The following is a 16,254-nucleotide window of genomic DNA, read 5'->3' on the forward strand; positions in this document are numbered from 1 at the left end:
TCCACAGTGTGAGAAAGGATTTCCACGGTATGAAACTTGCGGTTATTGGCGGCGACGGTATCGGCCCCGAGGTCACGGCCGAGGCCCTCAAAGTCCTGCGCGCGGTGCGCGATGACATTGAGACCACCGAATATGATCTGGGCGCCCGCCGCTACCTGCGCAATGGGGAACTTCTCACCGACGCTGACTTGGATTCATTGCGTAGCCATGACGCCATCCTCCTGGGGGCCATTGGTGCACCTGGTCAGGTGCCTCCCGGAATCCTGGAGCGTGGCCTGCTGCTCAAGATGCGCTTTGCCCTCGACCACCACGTCAACCTGCGCCCGTCGGTGCTTTATCCCACTGCCACCTCGCCGCTGGCCAATCCTGGCGAGATCGACTTCGTAGTAGTCCGTGAGGGCACCGAAGGTCTCTACTGCGGCAACGGTGGCGTGTTGCGCGAGGGCACCGATCATGAGGTGGCCTCCGAGGTGTCCCAGAACACCCGTTTTGGCGTGGAGCGCGTGGTGCGCGACGCTTTCGAGCGCGCCCAGTCCCGCCGTAAGAAGCTCACCCTGGTGCACAAAACCAACGTGTTGGTCAATGCAGGCGGACTGTGGCAGCGCACTGTGGATGAGGTTGCCACCGAATATCCGGACGTGGAGGTGGACTACAACCACATCGACGCCGCCACCATCTACATGGTCACCGACCCGTCGCGCTATGACGTTATTGTCACCGACAATCTTTTCGGCGACATCCTGACGGACCTGGCGGGTGCGGTCACGGGCGGTATCGGCCTGGCAGCCTCGGGCAACATTGATGCCTCCGGCACCAACCCCTCCATGTTTGAGCCGGTGCACGGCTCTGCCCCGGACATCGCCGGCAAGGGCATTGCCGATCCCACCGCGGCCATTTTGTCCGCTGCCATGATGTTGCGCCACCTGGGTGATGAGGCCAACGCGGCACGCATCGAGCAGGCCGTGGCTGCTGACGTTGCCCAGCGTGGGGCCGGCCCGCTGTCCACCGTGGAGGTTGGCGACCGCATCGCCGCAGCATTGGTCTAACTTACGCTAGGATGACGGGGTGAAAACTCTCCCCATCACTCTCGCGTTGCTCGCGGCCGCAGGCCTAATTACTAGCGGGTGCTCCACTGCCCCCAATTCCGCTGATTCCTCCTCGTCCGCCCATTCTTCCTCGGATGAGGCCCGCGCCCCGCGGCTAAGTTCTGATCTGCGCGCGGAGGTCTTCACCGATGCCACCCGGGCCGTGCTGGCCACCGACCCCGCGCACCTTGCCCCTGCCGCCCGCTTTGCCGTCGCGGAGGGCCTGCCGCTGTATGAGAATGCGACGGACGTGCCGGCCTCCCTCAAAGAGCTGGTCACTTTCGGCCCCACCCCAGCTGTCGGCTTGCCGGAGGGGCTTAAAGTCACTGCCGGGGCCTCCTCCGCAGAGTCTACCGATGCCCCCTCCCTCCAGCATGCAGACATCACCAGCTGGCAGCCAGGCGGCGACAACACCGCGTTAGCCGGTTCCACCGTCTTGGTGGCCCCGGATACCCCGGTGGGCCAGGTAGCCGCTGCTCAGGCCGCAGGAGCCCGGGTCCTCGCACTGCCAGTGGCCGATCCGCGCGCTACCTCGGAGTCCATGGCTGCAGTAGAAGCAGGCAACGTCATCGCGGTTGGCCCGGGCTTCGGCAGCGAAGCGGACTTTGCCGCCCGCGTGGAGATGGTTGCAGCTGGCGAGCTACCCGGTGGCGGCGGATTGGTTTTTCCTGGTAGACGCATGGTGGCTCTCTACGGCCACCCCTCCGGGCCAGCTTTGGGCGTGATGGGGGAGCAAGACCCCCAGGCAGCCGTTGAGCGCGTGCGCGCCCTCGTAGAGCAGTATCAACCCCATTCAGAGGAACCCGTTATTCCGGCATTTGAGGTGATCGCTACGGTGGCATCGGCAAGCCCTGGCCCCGACGGGGACTATTCCAACGAAGCAGACCCGGCAGAGCTGCAACCCTACGTGGACGCCATTGTCAACGCCGGGGGCTACGCCGTGCTCGACCTCCAGCCGGGCCGGGCCAGCCTGCTGGAGCAAGCCAAGCTTTATGAGGACCTCCTCAGCCACCCCAACGTGGGCCTAGCGCTGGACCCGGAGTGGAAGATTGGCCCGGATGAGCTGCCGATGGAGCGCATTGGCCACGTCGAAGCCGCCGAGGTCAATGAGGTGGCCCAGTGGCTTGCCGCCCTGGTCCGCGAGAAAGGGCTGCCGCAAAAGGCCCTGGTGCTGCACCAATTCCAGCTGCAGATGCTGCGCGACCGCAGCCAGATTGATACCTCCGCACCAGAACTGGCCTTCGTGCTCCACGCCGACGGCCACGGGCCCACCGGCGTGAAGATGGAGACGTGGAATGTGCTGCGTGAGGGACTACACCCAGACTTCTTTATGGCGTGGAAGAACTTCATCGACGAAGATGAGCCCATGCTGGACCCGGCTGCAACCTATGCGGTGGAGCCGCGACCCTGGTTCGTGAGCTACCAATAACCGGTGCGTGCTGCTTCCCACGGCGGCGCGCATACAGTAATCTTGGCCACTATGAACCAGCCTGTTGCCGCCGTGGAACTCGAGGAAGTCAGCGGATTCCTCGCCCAGCATGATCCGTTCTCCCGCCTGCCCGAAGCTCAACGCGTGGAGTTGGCGCGCGCTTTGCGCATGCGCTACGTGCGCCGAGGTGAGCACATTATTAGCGCCGGGGAAGTCAATGATTATCTCTATATCGTCCGCTCCGGGGCGGTGGATGTGCTCAGCGCGGACGATGTCCTGGTGGACCGGCGCGATACCGGGGCTACCTGCGGCTATTCCACATTGGTGGGGGTACCGGAGTCTGAATACACGATGGTAATTGTGGAAGACGCCTTGCTCCTGGTGCTGGCGCGGGCGGAGTTTGACCAGCTATGTGCGGCCCACCCGGACCTGGCGCGCTTTTTTGATGCGCAGACCCGGCGCACCAGTGCCGCGGTGCGCGAGCTGGAAGAGGACTCCACGGAGCTGCTGCGCACGCGGGTGCGCGACATACCGCTGCATGCCGCCCCCGAACTGGGTCCAGACGTCACTGTGCAGGAGGCAGCGCGGGCGATGACGCAACACCAGGCGTCGTCGCTCATTGTGGCCGACGGTGGCGCGGTCGTGGGCATTGTTACCGACCGGGATTTGCGCGCCCGGGTGCTGGCTGCGGATGTGCCGTTGGACACACCGGTGGCGCAGATTATGACGCGTAACCCGGTAACCCTGACCCCGGAAACCATGGCCATGGAAGCGCAATTGCTGATGGCGGAGCACAACTTCCATCACGTACCGGTGGTCGAGGACGGGCAATTGCGGGGCATTTTAACCCAAGCTGACATCGCCGGACTGTTGCAGGAAGACCCCATTTTTGTGGCCGCCAATTTGGCGCGCTCCACGGACGTGACGGACGCTTTTTCACATGCGGCGCGGTTGGCGGTGCGCTATATTGACCGCGGTTCGACCCCGCAAGAGGTAGCCAACATTATCACCATGGTGGCTGACGCCGTGGCGCGGCGCGTGTGCGCTCTGGCGGAAGAAGAGCTGGGCCCGCCGCCTGTTCCTTTTGCGTTTGTGGTGGTGGGCTCGCAGGGGCGCCGGGAGATGGGAATGGCCTCTGACCAGGACAATGCGCTGGTGCTGGACAATTCCTTTGATCCCGCGGTGCACGGGCAGTACTTCGCGGAGTTTGGGCAGCGCGTGTGTGCGGGCCTGGCGCGGGCGGGCCAAGAGCTGTGCCCAGGGGAGATGATGGCGGCGAACTCACAGTGGCGGATGACGCAAGCGCAGTGGGAGTCCGCGTTTCACCAGTGGATTACTGCGCCGCAGCCTGATGCGCTGCTCTCGGCGCAGGTGTTTTTCGATATGCGGACAGTCTATGGCGCTGCCGAGTTGGGCGCGCAGGTCCACGCCTACGCCGTGAGTGTGGCCAAGGGTTCGCGGCGTTTGCACGCGCACCTGGCTAGCCTGGCGGCGCGTAGGGAGCCGCCCCTGACGTTCTTCCGCGGTTTGGTGGTGGAGCGCGATGGCCAGCACGTTAATACTTTGGATGTCAAGAAGGGCGGGACGGCTGGCATTGTGCAGATGGCGCGGTTGTTTGCGCTGGCCAGTGGGAGTACTGCCGTGGAGACCCAGGAGCGTTTGCGAGCCGCTGCCGGCGATAGCGTGAGCACCCAGGGAGCCAAAGAGCTTGCCGATGCCCTGACCTACCTGCGTTCCTTAACCCTCCAGCACCAGGCGGAGCAGGTTCGGGCGGGTCAGGCTCCGGACTATCACATTGATCCGAGTGCTTTGGGGCGCATGGACCGTGAGCATTTGCGCGATGCCTTCCGGATTATCAAGTCCATGCAGTCGGCGTTGGCCACGAAGTACCCGGTGCGCAATGTTTAGGCGGCGGCGATTGGATGTTGGTGCGCCGGCGCGTTCGCTAGCGGTGGAGCAGGCGCGTTTTCTGGCCGTGGACTTTGAGACCACAGGCACTGATCCGCGTCGCGACGCCGTGGTCTCGATGGGTTGGGTACCGGTTGATGGCGGGGAGATTGTCCTTGGCGAGGCTGGCTATCACGTGGTCAGTGGGGCACAGGTGGGGGATTCGGCACTGATCCATGGGCTTACTGATGCCGCCGTGGAACGCGGTGCCCCCGCCACCGAGGTGTTACCGCAATTGCTGGAGGCCCTGCGTGGGCGCGTGTTGTTGGCGCACTTCGCTGCCTTGGAGGTGGGCTTTGTGGAGCGGCTGTGCCAGGAGCAGTACGGTAAGCGGCCACAGTTGCAGGTGGTGGACACGTTCGCCCTGGAGCGTAGGCATATGGAGCGCATGGGGACTTATCCCCGTGGCGAGGATTTGCGGCTGGCACGGGTGCGGCAGCGCTATGGGCTGCCCCGCTATGGCAACCATAATGCGCTCACGGACGCGTTGGCCTGTGCGGAGCTGTTCTTGGCACAGGTGACGCAGACTCGCGCCCAGACGCTGGCCGATATTGTCTCCTAGCACTGTCCTGCCGCCTAGCCCAGCTTGGCTCTGCGGGCTTGCAGCTCGTGTGGGCCCGCAGCCGTGCGTGCCCGCTGCTTTGCGTGCTTGCAGGGTGTTGGGTGCCCGCTGCTCTGCGAGCCTGCAGTCGTGTGTGCCCGCAGAGCCGTGCGTGTCTGCAGCCGTGCGCGATTTCTGGCGTTTGGGCTCGCGAGCTACTCAGAGTCCCGGCGATGGTTCTCGTGGGCTAGATGCCCCGTTGGGCGCACTATCGCCTGCTAATCCGGGTGATATGTTTGTGAATGTGACCTTTACACAAGTGTTAGGGGGAGGGGTCAGTATGATTATTCGCTATGCGTTTAGGACGAATTGCACACCAAGAAGGACTTTGTTTCGCCATCATCGAAGGCGAGCCTGGCAACCTGGTTGCCAAGGAAATCTCCGGCACCCCATTTACCCCACCGGAGCCGACTGGCCGCGAGTTTGCCGAAGCCGAATTCCGCCTCCTGGCACCCACCCTGCCCACCAAGGTCGTGGCCCTGGGCCGCAACTACGCTGACCACGTGGCGGAGGTGTTTGCAAAGTCTGCTGATGACCTCCCGCCCACCATCTTCGTCAAGCCTTCCACCGCCGTTATCGGCCCTGGTGCGCCGGTGAAGATTCCAGAGTTTGCCACCAACGTGGAGTTCGAGGGCGAACTGGCGGTGGTCATCTCCAAGGTGTCCAAGAACATTGATCCGGATAAGTGGCAGGAGCACGTGCTGGGCTTTGTCATCTGCAACGATGTCTCCTCGCGTGACCTGCAATTCCAAGATGGGCAGTGGGCGCGCGCTAAGGGTATCGACACCTTCTGCCCGCTGGGCCCCTGGATTGAGACTGACATCAACAAGTTTGACTTGGACAACACCAAGATCAACGCCTATCTCACCCATGATGGTCAGCGCGTGCAGAAGCAGGACTCCAACACCAACCAGATGATCGTCAAGATGGGCGGCATCCTCGCAGAGATTTCTGCCTCCATGACTTTGCTGCCTGGCGATGTGGTCACCACTGGTTCCCCAGCCGGAACCGCGCCGATGGTCCCCGGCGACACCATCGAAATCGAAATCCCCGGCATTGGTTCTTTGACCAACCCCATCGAGCGCGCTTAGTCCACGCCCCGCCCCCGCATGTCTCTTATGCGAGGGGACTACCCTGCGCCCGAGCGCGCAGCCACGCTAGGAAGCGCTGCTGGCGTCAATTCCCAGGGCGCGCAAAATGGTGCGCAACTTGGCCGAGGTCTCGGCTAGCTCGGCTGCGGCATCAGAACCGGCTACGATGCCCCCGCCAGCCCACGCTCGCGCGCGATCCCCTTGGACTTCTGCGCAGCGGATGGCCACCATGTATTCGCCATCGCCGCTGCTGTCGCACCAGCCGACTGCCCCGGCGTAGAAGCCGCGGTCGGATTCGGCGATGGCGATGACGTCTTCGGCGGCATCGGTAGGTGTGCCACAAATTGCCGGGGTGGGGTGAACACGCACAGCCAGTTCCAAAGCAGGCAGGGTGGGGTCCTTGAGGGTGCCGGTAATCGGGGTTCCCAAATGCCACATCTCGTTGGTCTTGAGCAGCTGCGGGGTGGCTGGACAGTCTAGCCGCTTACACAGTGGTTCCAACACGCTGCGCAGGTGGTTGACTACAAACGCGTGCTCGTGGAGGTCCTTGGCGCTATGCAGCAAATCCTGGCCTGCGATGAGGTCCCGGGCTTTATCCGGATGCCGCGCTGCCGACCCCGCCAAAGGGAAGGCGCTTACCGTAGACCCTTGACGCTTGATCAACACTTCCGGGGAGGACCCCACCAAGACCGCACCTTCCCGACCTGCGGGGCTAAGGTCGGCGATAAAGCCATCGCGATGGTACGACAAGTCGATTAACCGCGCTGCCACAAATCGCGGATCTACTTCTTCCGGAAACGCTATATCCACCGCGCGGGCGAGTACCACCTTTTCCAACGCGGAATTCTCGATGGTCGCAATAGCTGCTTCAACGCGCTCCAAGTGCTCTTCGGGCTGCGGATCATAGCCCACGACCCGCGCTCCCAGCCTGGCTTGCCGATAATACGCGTGCGGCTCAAGCGGCCCATCTTCGCGAATGATTCTCTTCGGTACCGTCAAGGCTGCCGCTGCGTTACGGGAGAAGGGCAGCGCGCCTACTACCATTTCGGCTTCGCCATTTCTCAGGGCCGCCAGTGCGTCGTCAACTTCGGTGAAGGTGCGCTGGGCGCCTTGGGTACGCACCGATCCAGTGCTGCGGGAGAGAAGAAAATCTGGTGCTGTCGCCGGCCGGGAGGTGTGCATGATGCTCCAGCTTAATGCTCAGCTCTCCTGCCGCCTAACTTCACCGTTCGCCCTCCGGCTGTTGTTCCCGCGCTTCTAGCCCCTCCGGCTGCCTGTTGTTGGCTGCCGTGGGGCTGGGGTGTTGCGCTGCGCCTGACTTGAGCGCTGCGCTGCTTGCTGCGCTGCTTGCCGCGCTGCTGGTTGCGCTGCGCTGCGCCGGACTTGTGCACTGCGCTGCTTGCCGCGTCGCGCTTGGCGTGCTGCCTGCGCTGCGGGCGCGGGGGTTTAGTTGGTGGGGCTGGTTGGCACCGGGACACCACCACCGGGCGACTGCCAGGCAACCTGCCCACCAACCCTTACCATTCGGCCGCGGTGGATGGGTATTCCTCCTGGCGGGTGGTCCTCGTTGGCACCATTATGGTGCGGGCATAACACCGTGAGGTTCCTGATGTTGGTTTCCCCACCATCAGCCCACGACGTGATGTGGTGGATCTGGCACTTATCAAACGGCACGTGACAATCCAACCACGCACACTCCGGGCTCTCCGCGGCAAGAAGAAGGCGCTGCTTGTCGGTGGCAAAGCGTTCCACACGGTAGACATCCACCGGACCATGCACCCGACTAAGGATTGCCACGAACCCGTGCTTGAGCAAGATGCGCTGGGCTAACTCCGCCCCGGTCATCCGCGCCCCGTTGTTCGCCCGAACAATAATGTCCGAATCGGCGGAGTTTGCCCCGGCAGGGTTGGCTGCGCTGGCACTGGTGTGGGTGTTGCCCGTGGGTTTGGCGCCGGCAGAGTCTGTACTGGTGTGGTTGCAGTCGTTAACGGCGAGCAGTTTGGCGAAGGTATCTAGCTGCAGGGTGATCATGGGGATGTAGTTCAATCGCCCGGCTCCACCTTCACCGCGTACTAGGTTAAGGAAGCTTTCTGCCGGGGCGGATTGGTCGATGGCATCGTAGACATCGGTAAGGTCCACATCGCGGGCGGTAATCGACATGGTGGCTGTGCCGTTGGCGTAGCGGCGCATGGTGACTTTTTCTACCGGGGTGTCATCCTTCGGGTTCTATTCTCGGCGTAGTTTGCGTGCCACAGTGGTGAATTGGCCTGCGGGTGTGGCGCACAGTTGTTGGCGCATTCTCCATTGTTGGGTGGTTTTGGTTTTGGTGACTTCGCGTTCTATTTCTTGCATGGCGATAAGCCCGTGGCCGTGGCGGCGGGCGCCTTTAATAGCGCTCCTTTGCCGCCGGGAGGGCTGGCCGGGCCCGTAGTACAGGCGGTAGAGGCGCACCAGGAACTCTGCGGTATCTGGTGCAACACCTAAGCCCACCAGGTCTGTGGTGGTGGCATGCTCTAGCTGTGGCAGTGCGTCGATGACGCTGCCTAGCAGGGCGGCTATGTTGATCTCTTTCATGGTTTTGACGCTAAGGCGATTGTGCAACCCTGCGCAAGGGGAATTTTGGGAAAACCCGAAATCTGTGGATAACTCGCCGAAAATGTGCACTCTATTAGACAATTGTCGAAGAATTCCACAGGGACAGTGCCACAAACGTGACATAATCTAGCCCCGCACGAGCAAAGCGGGGGTGCTGACGCAGCCCGGCCCGGCAATAAGACAGCGGCGCGTGCACGCGGGAAGGGGCCACAAACCGAGCTGCCCGGTACACGGGCAGACAGCGGCGCACGCGGGGAGGGGCCGCAAAATGGGTTGCGCGGAACACGGGCGGACCGAGGCGCGCGCGGGGAGGGGGCTGCAGATTGCGTTGCGTGGGGAACGGGCGGACTGCGGCGCGCGCCCGCGGGAAAAGGGGCCACAAACCGAGCTGCCCCGTACACGGGCGGACCGAGGCGCGCGGGAATGCGGCTTGGCCCGGCGCGACCGCCACTGCTGGATCGGGTGCCGGAAGGCGTTACTCTGCCTGCTTTCGGCGGCTGGCGTACACATAAGCCAGGAGCGCACTTCCCACTAGGAGGAAAGTGGCCCCGACTCCGGCCATCGTTCCAGCCCAAAACATCCCGTTGCCCTCCGCGTTAGCAAGGTTGACGGCGGGTGTCTGGGCATTAGGGGCAGGTTGAGGGACGGACTGTTGGGCATTCGGACTGGCCGTTGCAGCATTACGCGGACGTTCACCGGAGGTCGCGTGCGTTCCGGAAGGGCGAGAATTTGAGTGGCTGGCTCTTGCATCGCCTGTAGGCTGTGCCGGTGCGTTCGTATGGGCTCGTGGTGGAGACTGCACCCGCCCTGGAGTGCTCGTGGTGCCTGTCCGTTGCATCGGCGATGACTTTTGCGATGAATTTAGTGAGGATTCCCGTGACTGCGCCGAGGACCCCTGCGTATTCCGGGATGACTGTGTATCTTGCCCCGGCTGTGCTTTCCCGGCCTGGTTATTCCGTGATGCTTGCGCGGCCGGAGTCCCCACGCCCAGGAAGGCCTCGGCTTCCTTGAAAGTCTTGTCTAGGGTGCGGTCGAGCCCCGCCACCGCTCGGTCCATGGCCCGGATGTCCGCGGCCAGTTGTTGTGGGCGGCTTTTTGCCCCGCGCCCTGACTGGGCGCCTGCTCCGCCCACGGCACCCGGCCCGGTCGTTGCGGATCCTGTGCACTGGTCGGTGGGATGGGCTGATTGGGCGGCGTGGGCATCGGCAAGCTCAAGGCCACCGCCCACCAGGAAGACTACGTCAACTGGGTAGTCTGCGCCCGCGTGATTAAAGGTAAACGTGGTGGAATAAGCTCCCGGTTCGCTAAAGAAAAAATTGGCGTGAGCGTGTGTGTTGCCGTAATACTGCCACGGGGTGCATGGCTGTTCAGAGTCGAGCACGGTGTCAAAGGACTGGAAATCGGGGGCATTGGTGGCCACCACCACCCGGCCGGGCCCGCTGTTTACCTGCAGTCGCAACGTTACATCTTCGGTTATGGCGTCAAAACCACCCGGGTGAGCGGTGGTAGAAAAGCCGAACCAGGGGGCATCGGCAACCTGTGGGTCTGGCAGTACCCACAGCTCGGTATCCAGGTCAGCCGGAGGGACGGGCACAAAGCGCCGCTGGGATTCCGGAACGGCCACCGCTACCTGCCCGGAGGCTAGCGGCTGGGTGCCGGTGGACTCGTCGAAGACCCCGGCGGCAACGCCACCGGGCCCGGCGAAGAGCGCCAGATCCTGGTGTCCGCGCTCAATAATGTGGGAAATTTCCGCCGCAGCTGCTCCCGGTGTCGCTGCCCACATAAGCGCGGTGACCAGGCCGCCAACCGCAAAACGCGTACACAACTTAACCATGAGTTTTCTCCTTCGCAACAGAATGTGCGCGCGCAGCCGGAGCAGCTGCAGCCGGAGCAGCTGCAGCCCTAGCCGAAGCCGTAGCCGAACCCGTAGCCGCAGCCATAGTCGCAGCCGAACCAGCCCACACGCACAAAAAGACAACTGTTAATACCAAGACGATCGTCGCCCCGGCGGGCAAGTCGATTGCCCAGGCCAGATAGATGCCCACCACGGCACCCCCGGCGCCAATGCTCGCGGCAACCGCCATCATCGCCCCTAATGAGTTCGTCACCAATCGCGCTGTGGCAGCCGGAGTGATAAGCAACGCCAGCACCAAGATGTTTCCCACCGTTCCTACGGAAATCACCACCGCGGCGGTGACCGCCAAGTACAGTACGCAGTCCAGAATCAGCAGCGGTAGGCCCATGGCTCGGGCGGTCTCCCGGTCCAGACACACCGCGCAAAGTTGCGGCCGCAGCACCACCAGCACGCCCAGCACCACAGCGTTGACGCCCACTGCCGCAAGCAAATCGGCGCGCGTCACCCCGGTTAGCGTGCCAAACAAGAAGCTCGTCAGTGACGCTGTGTATCCGTCGATCCGCGAGATTATTACCATGCCCAGGGCAAACGATGCGGCGAAGAACACTCCAATGATGGAGTCCTCGCGTACTTGGCGGCGTTGCGAGAACACGGCTATGAGCACCGCGACCACCGCACCGGCAACTGCCCCGCCCACCAGCACAGAGCCCTGCAGGGCAAAAGCTATGGCCAGTCCGGGGAAGACGGCGTGGGAGACGGCATCGCCAATAAAGGCCATGCCGCGCAAGACCACGTAGCAGCCCACCACGCCGCACACGGTGGCGGCCAGAACCGCCATGATTACTGCTCGCAGCAAAAAGTCCAGCTGCGGATTGGCCAGGTCGTGGAAGAAGTGAATAAGGCTCAAGTCAATCATCGGCGTACTCCTATCGCACCCAGTAATGGCGAATCTGCTGCCACGCCAAACGTGGCTTCCCAGGGCGCGGGGTTGGCCAGCAGGTCGCTGGCGGGGGCATCGGCAATAATGGTGCGGTTAAACAGCACCAGCCGCGGGCAGGAGTGTGCGGCTTCGGCCAGGTTGTGGGTGGACATCAGCACGGACTTGCCCTGGGCACTCAGCCCGGCAAACAACGCTAGGAGGGCTTCGGAATTCGGCGCGTCCAGTCCGGTAAATGGCTCGTCGAGCAGCAGAACGCCGGGGCGTGTGGCCAGGGCTCGGGCTATTAGCACGCGTTGGCGCTGCCCGCCGGAGAGCTGCCCTATGGGACGGCGCGCCAGGGCGGTCAAGCCCACTAGCTCGACTGCCTCGGCTGCCGCGGCGTGGTCGGCGCGCCCTGCCCGGCGCGCCCAGCCGATGAGCCCGGTGCGCCCACCGAGCACGCAATCGTAGACATTGATGGGAAAATCCCAGGCGAACTCGTGGCGCTGGGGTACGTACCCACAACGCTGCTGGGTGTTCACTTCGCCGCGGTAGGGCACCAGGCCCAGCAGCGCGCGCATGAGTGTGGTCTTGCCCGCACCGTTGGGCCCTAGCAGCCCAATAAATTCCCCAGCACCAACGTGCAGGCTCACATCGTGCACTACGGTGCGCCCAGCCAGGCTAACACTCAGCTGTGTTGTGCTAATCATGCGCGCCGCCGCACAACGAGTACCACTGCGCCCAGCACCACGGCCGCGACTGCCCCCAGTGCCCACCACAGTGTGCCTGAGCTTGCCGATGCCCCCGCCGCGTCCGCATCCCACTGGTGCGCGCGGGCTTGCTGAGGGTCGGTGGCACCTACGGCGAGGCGCAGGGTGGTATCGGCAGACAAGTGTTGGCCGTCAAGGGTATTGACGTGCAGCCGCAGCCCCACCAGGTGGGTGCCTGGGCGGGTGAAGGTCCAGTTAGCGTGGGTGTGGGTGTTGAGGTCTACCCAGATGCGCTCTTCGCCGCCACCGGTGCTGGCAAAGAGTACCTGGGGGGCTTCGAAGCCGCCGTTTTGGAGGAAGAGGGAGAACTCCCCGGGGCCTTGATGGCCTAGGTACTCCAGCCATACGCCGCGGTCGGCAACCTCGAGCAGCGACGGGGATTGGGTGTTCCACCCCAGCCACGGTACGCCGGTGATTTCGGTTTGGGGGATTACCCACACGTTCTCGCCGGGTTTGGCGCCAACGAAGGAGTAGTTCTTGTTTTTCGGCAGGGGTTGGGCGGCGGCGTCGGAGACGGCAAAGACGACATCATCAAGCTCCCGCCATACGGGTTGTTCGCCGGAGTCATCGCGGGCCATAAAAGTGGCCTGGCCGTCGCGGATGAGTGCGCCCAGGTCTATGTGCCCGGCGCTGATGGTGGCTTGCTCGCCGCTTGGGGCCAGGCGCTCATCAGCGTTGACTACTTGGGCCAGGTCGCCGGCATTAGCGGTGGGTGCTCCCACCGGTGCCAGGGGCAGGGCTAGCGCGGCGGTGCAGGCCAGCGCGGCCAGGCGGGTTCGCAAGGGCAGGGAAGTACTCATTGGGGTTCTTTCTGGGTTGAAGGACTATCAAGAGGGCTGTTATCAGGGCTGTTATCAGCGCTAAGACAGCGCCGCAATTGACTGGCGTTGTGCAGCATCAAGTCGGCGTAGGTGGGCACGTGTTCATCCAGGGTGTCGCCATAGATTTCGCACACGGCTATGCCTAGCTGTGCGGCGGTTTGGCGCAAGGTGGCGGCGCTAGCTTCAGCGGTGCGTTCGATAAACACTGCTGGCACGTCGAGGTTGTCCAGCGTGCGGCGCAGGGCAATAACATCGCGCGGGGAGGGTTCCACTGCTGGGTTGGGGCTGACGAACCCCGCCTGGTCAACGCCGTAGCCTTGTTCAAGGTAGGCGTAGCCGTGGTGCGGGGTCACCAGGTGGCGCCGCTGGGGTGCAATTCCGGCAATCTCGGCGCGCACCTGGGCGTCTATGCGCCCCAACTCTTCGCGGTAGCGCTGTGCCCGCGCCCGGTAGTCGTGCCCGTGGGAGGGGTCTATCTGCGCCAGCTCCTCTGCGATGACTTCGGCATACATCGAAGCGTTGGCCACGTTGTGCCACAGGTGCGGATCAACTTCGCCGTGAATGTGCCGGCCCAAAACTGCCTGCGGCAACAGGTAGGTGTCGGCGCCGGGGGTGCCGAGGAAGCGGTAGGCGGCATCGGCAGGAATGGGCTGGTAGACGCTTGAGGGCACCGCAATAACAGTGTCGTCGACCGCATATTCGGCGTGCCCATCGCGCAGTTCCACGCGCCCGGTTTCGGCATCTGCTGTGATGTCGATGTGCCCGGAGTCCAACACGTGGCGCGCCTGTGGGGGCGTGACACCTACCGCCACGCGCACGGTGGCAGGTCTAACCCCGCTAGCGCCCACGCGCAGCTCATAGATGCCGGGCTGGCTAAACGCCCAAGAGACATGAGTGTGTGCCCGCGCGGGCAGCTGCGTGCGATCCCGGCGCGGGTCCACCCCGTCACTGGAGTCAAAAATCACCTGCGGGCTGCCAAAAGTTGAGACCACGTAGGCCGCCACCGCCCCTGGGCCGGATACGTTTTCTAGCCACATTTCCTGCGGCTGGCCGGACGTAACGCGCAGTCCCAGCCAGATGGCATCCAGGGCCACGTTATCGACCAAGGGCACTAGTTGCGCGCCGCGGGTAGAGGCGACGTCGGCGACCTCGACTACGGGCCCGCCCGCGACTTCCCGCACCGCATCCATGAGCCCGGCGGGCTCTAAGAGCAGCCCATTGGCCAGGGCAATATCGGCGTGGGCCACGGTGCGAAAGGTTCGCAGCGAAGGCTCAAAGCTGTGGGCGTCCCTTCCGGGAGGAATCAGGGTGTCTACCTGCGCGTCAGGGCCCGCGACGTTGCGGGCGATGTCCGCTAAAATCGGCGTCGTTGCAGCAATGCGCACGCCTTCGTGCTCCGCCGGGGCCGGCCCCGCGCAGCCACTCAACAGCAGTGCCGCACCCGCAAGCACCGTGCACAGAGATCTCATTGGCGCCACCTCCAGGCCACCGCACCGATGCCCCCGCCCAGCACCGCCATCCCCAGACCCAGCAGCACCAGGCCGGCAATGGTGTAGCGTTCGTTGCTGGCTGCTACCTGTCCGATGCCGCCAATCCCAGCCCGTGCCGCCACCGTACCAGCCGCTGCCGCCGGGGCAGCAGTCCCTGCGTCGGCCGACTGTCCCGCCGCCATGGCTCCTTGCTGGTCGCCGCAGTCGCCCCCTCCGGGGTTTGCTGCACCACCGAGGTCAAAATGGCCGGCCGCGTAGGCACCCGCTGGTGCCACTCCACCTACATGGACGTGCAGCGTGGCCTGGCCCGCAAGCGCGCGCCCATCGTGGCCGGTGGCTACCTGGCGGATAGTCAACGCATAATCACCTGGGGTGCTAAAGACCCAGTTGGGGTGCACATGGGCGTTTTCCGCTACCTCCACCGCGCCGCTGGGCGTGCCGTCAAAGCTGAACCATTCCTGGCCTACCACCTGGCCTAACCCGCCTTGGGTGTAGACCACCACATCGCCCGGACCACTTGCTGCTACTAGTTGCCACGTCACCGGCCCGGCGGTGTGCTCCCGCATGCTGGGGTGTTGGGTATTGGCGCCGAGCCATGGCACGTCCGGGCGCTGCGTGGAGCCAATCATCCACGCCGGCCCCGCCTCTAGTGGGCCTATGCGCTGTGGCAGCACAACCTCAGCAGCACTGCCCAGGTGAAATACCGCGCCATCAGCGCGCACCCACTCACCCGCATCATCTTTGAGCAGGGGCTCGATCCCTGGGACGCACTGGCTCTCCGGCGCGGCTTGCGCCTGCCCTGCCTGCACATTAGCCTCCGTGTCCTGACTCGCATCCGTGGCAGCGCCAGCTGAATGTGCAGAATCAGCCCCGGCGCCAGCCCGCGCGGGCTGCGGCGCTGGCTGCGCGGGTAGCGCCTGCTGCTGGTGCTCGGTGGAGGCGGCGGGGGCATCGGCAGACTCGCCAACCTGCCAGGTGTAGGTCGCAGTATTGCTCGAGGTCCCGCCAGACTGCGCAGTGACCTCCATGGTGTAGGTCCCCGGCTGGCTAAACGCCCAATTGACGTGCCGGTGGGCAGGGTAGGGCTGGACTATGCGCTCGCCCTCGCGCAGCTCCAACTGCCCCGAGTGCGTGAGCGCATTAACCTCCCCAAAGCCGTTGGTCTCAAAAACATAGACCTCACCCGGGCCACTCACGGCACCAAAGACCAGCTCCACCTGCTCAAAACCAGCCCTGCCCGCCGGTTGGGTATCCCATCCCGGCCACAGCAGCCCATGGTCTTGAGTCTGCGGCAATAGGTAGGCTTCCTTGCCGATACCCCCAACTCCCACCGTTGCCGTACTCCAGGCCGCATTGGCCACCACCAGCACCGCGTCGTGGGCCTCATGCTCCACGCCTGTGCCAGTGACGTCTTCTTTCAGACCCAGGTGCAGCTGGCCATCCGGGGCAGTGACGTAGAAGGCGTCCACGTGGCCCACGCTCAACGCCACCTGCGCGTGAGCTACCGGCACCGCCCATGGACACAACAGCGCCATCAGGGCCAGCACTCCGGCCAGCGCGCCGGGCATAATGCCCATCCGGGAAGGCCGGATAGCGCTCGAGTGCCTCAACACCATGAATAAACCTTTCTCTATGCCTTTCGGTGGTTGCG

14 protein-coding genes are annotated in these 16,254 nt (G+C 63.9%); 5 read left to right on the forward strand and 9 right to left on the reverse strand.

Annotation, left to right across the window (positions count from 1 at the left end; genetic code table 11):
• The first annotated feature begins 29 nt into the window (after positions 1-29).
• The 5 genes from G7Y31_RS05030 (at position 30) to G7Y31_RS05050 (ending at position 6,153) form a co-directional block, all read left to right on the forward strand.
• Positions 30-1,046 (forward strand): 3-isopropylmalate dehydrogenase, encoded by a 1,017-nt coding sequence (locus G7Y31_RS05030; protein WP_165009197.1) that lies wholly within the window; start codon positions 30-32, stop codon positions 1,044-1,046.
• Positions 1,047-1,065: 19 nt separating this feature from the next.
• Positions 1,066-2,514 (forward strand): cell wall-binding repeat-containing protein, encoded by a 1,449-nt coding sequence (locus G7Y31_RS05035; RefSeq protein WP_165009199.1) that lies wholly within the window; start codon positions 1,066-1,068, stop codon positions 2,512-2,514.
• A gap of 51 nt (positions 2,515-2,565) precedes the next feature.
• A complete protein-coding gene (locus tag G7Y31_RS05040) occupies positions 2,566-4,422 on the forward strand; it encodes a DUF294 nucleotidyltransferase-like domain-containing protein (RefSeq protein ID WP_165009201.1) in 1,857 nt (618 codons plus the stop codon).
• Positions 4,415-5,023, forward strand: coding sequence for a 3'-5' exonuclease (locus tag G7Y31_RS05045; RefSeq protein ID WP_165009203.1), 609 nt, complete (start codon positions 4,415-4,417; stop codon positions 5,021-5,023). Before G7Y31_RS05040 ends, G7Y31_RS05045 begins: the two co-directional genes overlap by 8 nt.
• Positions 5,024-5,355: 332 nt before the next feature.
• On the forward strand, positions 5,356-6,153 hold the full coding sequence (locus tag G7Y31_RS05050) for a fumarylacetoacetate hydrolase family protein (RefSeq protein WP_165009205.1): 798 nt from the start codon (positions 5,356-5,358) through the stop codon (positions 6,151-6,153).
• A gap of 66 nt (positions 6,154-6,219) precedes the next feature.
• Here the strand turns inward: G7Y31_RS05050 and G7Y31_RS05055 are convergent, their stop codons facing one another.
• The 9 genes from G7Y31_RS05055 to G7Y31_RS05095 form a co-directional block, all read right to left on the reverse strand.
• Positions 6,220-7,335: an isochorismate synthase gene (locus tag G7Y31_RS05055; RefSeq protein ID WP_165009206.1), complete on the reverse strand. Its 1,116-nt coding sequence runs from the start codon at positions 7,333-7,335 to the stop codon at positions 6,220-6,222.
• 264 nt (positions 7,336-7,599) lie between these two features.
• On the reverse strand, positions 7,600-8,343 hold the full coding sequence (locus tag G7Y31_RS05060; RefSeq protein ID WP_196823621.1) for an HNH endonuclease signature motif containing protein: 744 nt from the start codon (positions 8,341-8,343) through the stop codon (positions 7,600-7,602).
• A 36-nt stretch (positions 8,344-8,379) separates the two neighbouring features.
• Positions 8,380-8,727 (reverse strand): hypothetical protein, encoded by a 348-nt coding sequence (locus tag G7Y31_RS05065; RefSeq protein WP_196823622.1) that lies wholly within the window; start codon positions 8,725-8,727, stop codon positions 8,380-8,382.
• A gap of 496 nt (positions 8,728-9,223) precedes the next feature.
• Positions 9,224-10,582: a choice-of-anchor M domain-containing protein gene (locus tag G7Y31_RS05070; protein WP_165010557.1), complete on the reverse strand. Its 1,359-nt coding sequence runs from the start codon at positions 10,580-10,582 to the stop codon at positions 9,224-9,226.
• Entirely contained in the window at positions 10,575-11,519 is a 945-nt protein-coding gene (locus G7Y31_RS05075; RefSeq protein ID WP_165010555.1) for an anchored repeat-type ABC transporter permease subunit, read from the reverse strand. Before G7Y31_RS05075 ends, G7Y31_RS05070 begins: the two co-directional genes overlap by 8 nt.
• The gene (locus tag G7Y31_RS05080; protein ID WP_165010553.1) at positions 11,516-12,232 is read right to left on the reverse strand and encodes an anchored repeat-type ABC transporter ATP-binding subunit; all 717 of its coding nucleotides are present in this window, start codon (positions 12,230-12,232) and stop codon (positions 11,516-11,518) included. The genes G7Y31_RS05075 and G7Y31_RS05080 overlap by 4 nt, the downstream gene beginning before the upstream one ends.
• Positions 12,229-13,092 (reverse strand): choice-of-anchor M domain-containing protein, encoded by an 864-nt coding sequence (locus G7Y31_RS05085; protein ID WP_165010551.1) that lies wholly within the window; start codon positions 13,090-13,092, stop codon positions 12,229-12,231. The genes G7Y31_RS05080 and G7Y31_RS05085 overlap by 4 nt, the downstream gene beginning before the upstream one ends.
• A complete protein-coding gene (locus G7Y31_RS05090; RefSeq protein ID WP_165010549.1) occupies positions 13,089-14,582 on the reverse strand; it encodes an anchored repeat ABC transporter, substrate-binding protein in 1,494 nt (497 codons plus the stop codon). Before G7Y31_RS05090 ends, G7Y31_RS05085 begins: the two co-directional genes overlap by 4 nt.
• On the reverse strand, positions 14,579-16,219 hold the full coding sequence (locus G7Y31_RS05095; RefSeq protein WP_165010547.1) for a choice-of-anchor M domain-containing protein: 1,641 nt from the start codon (positions 16,217-16,219) through the stop codon (positions 14,579-14,581). The genes G7Y31_RS05090 and G7Y31_RS05095 overlap by 4 nt, the downstream gene beginning before the upstream one ends.
• Positions 16,220-16,254: the final 35 nt, after the last annotated feature.

Origin of the sequence: Corynebacterium lizhenjunii (genome assembly GCF_011038655.2) — a bacterium.
In the GTDB taxonomy this organism is placed as follows: domain Bacteria; phylum Actinomycetota; class Actinomycetes; order Mycobacteriales; family Mycobacteriaceae; genus Corynebacterium; species Corynebacterium lizhenjunii.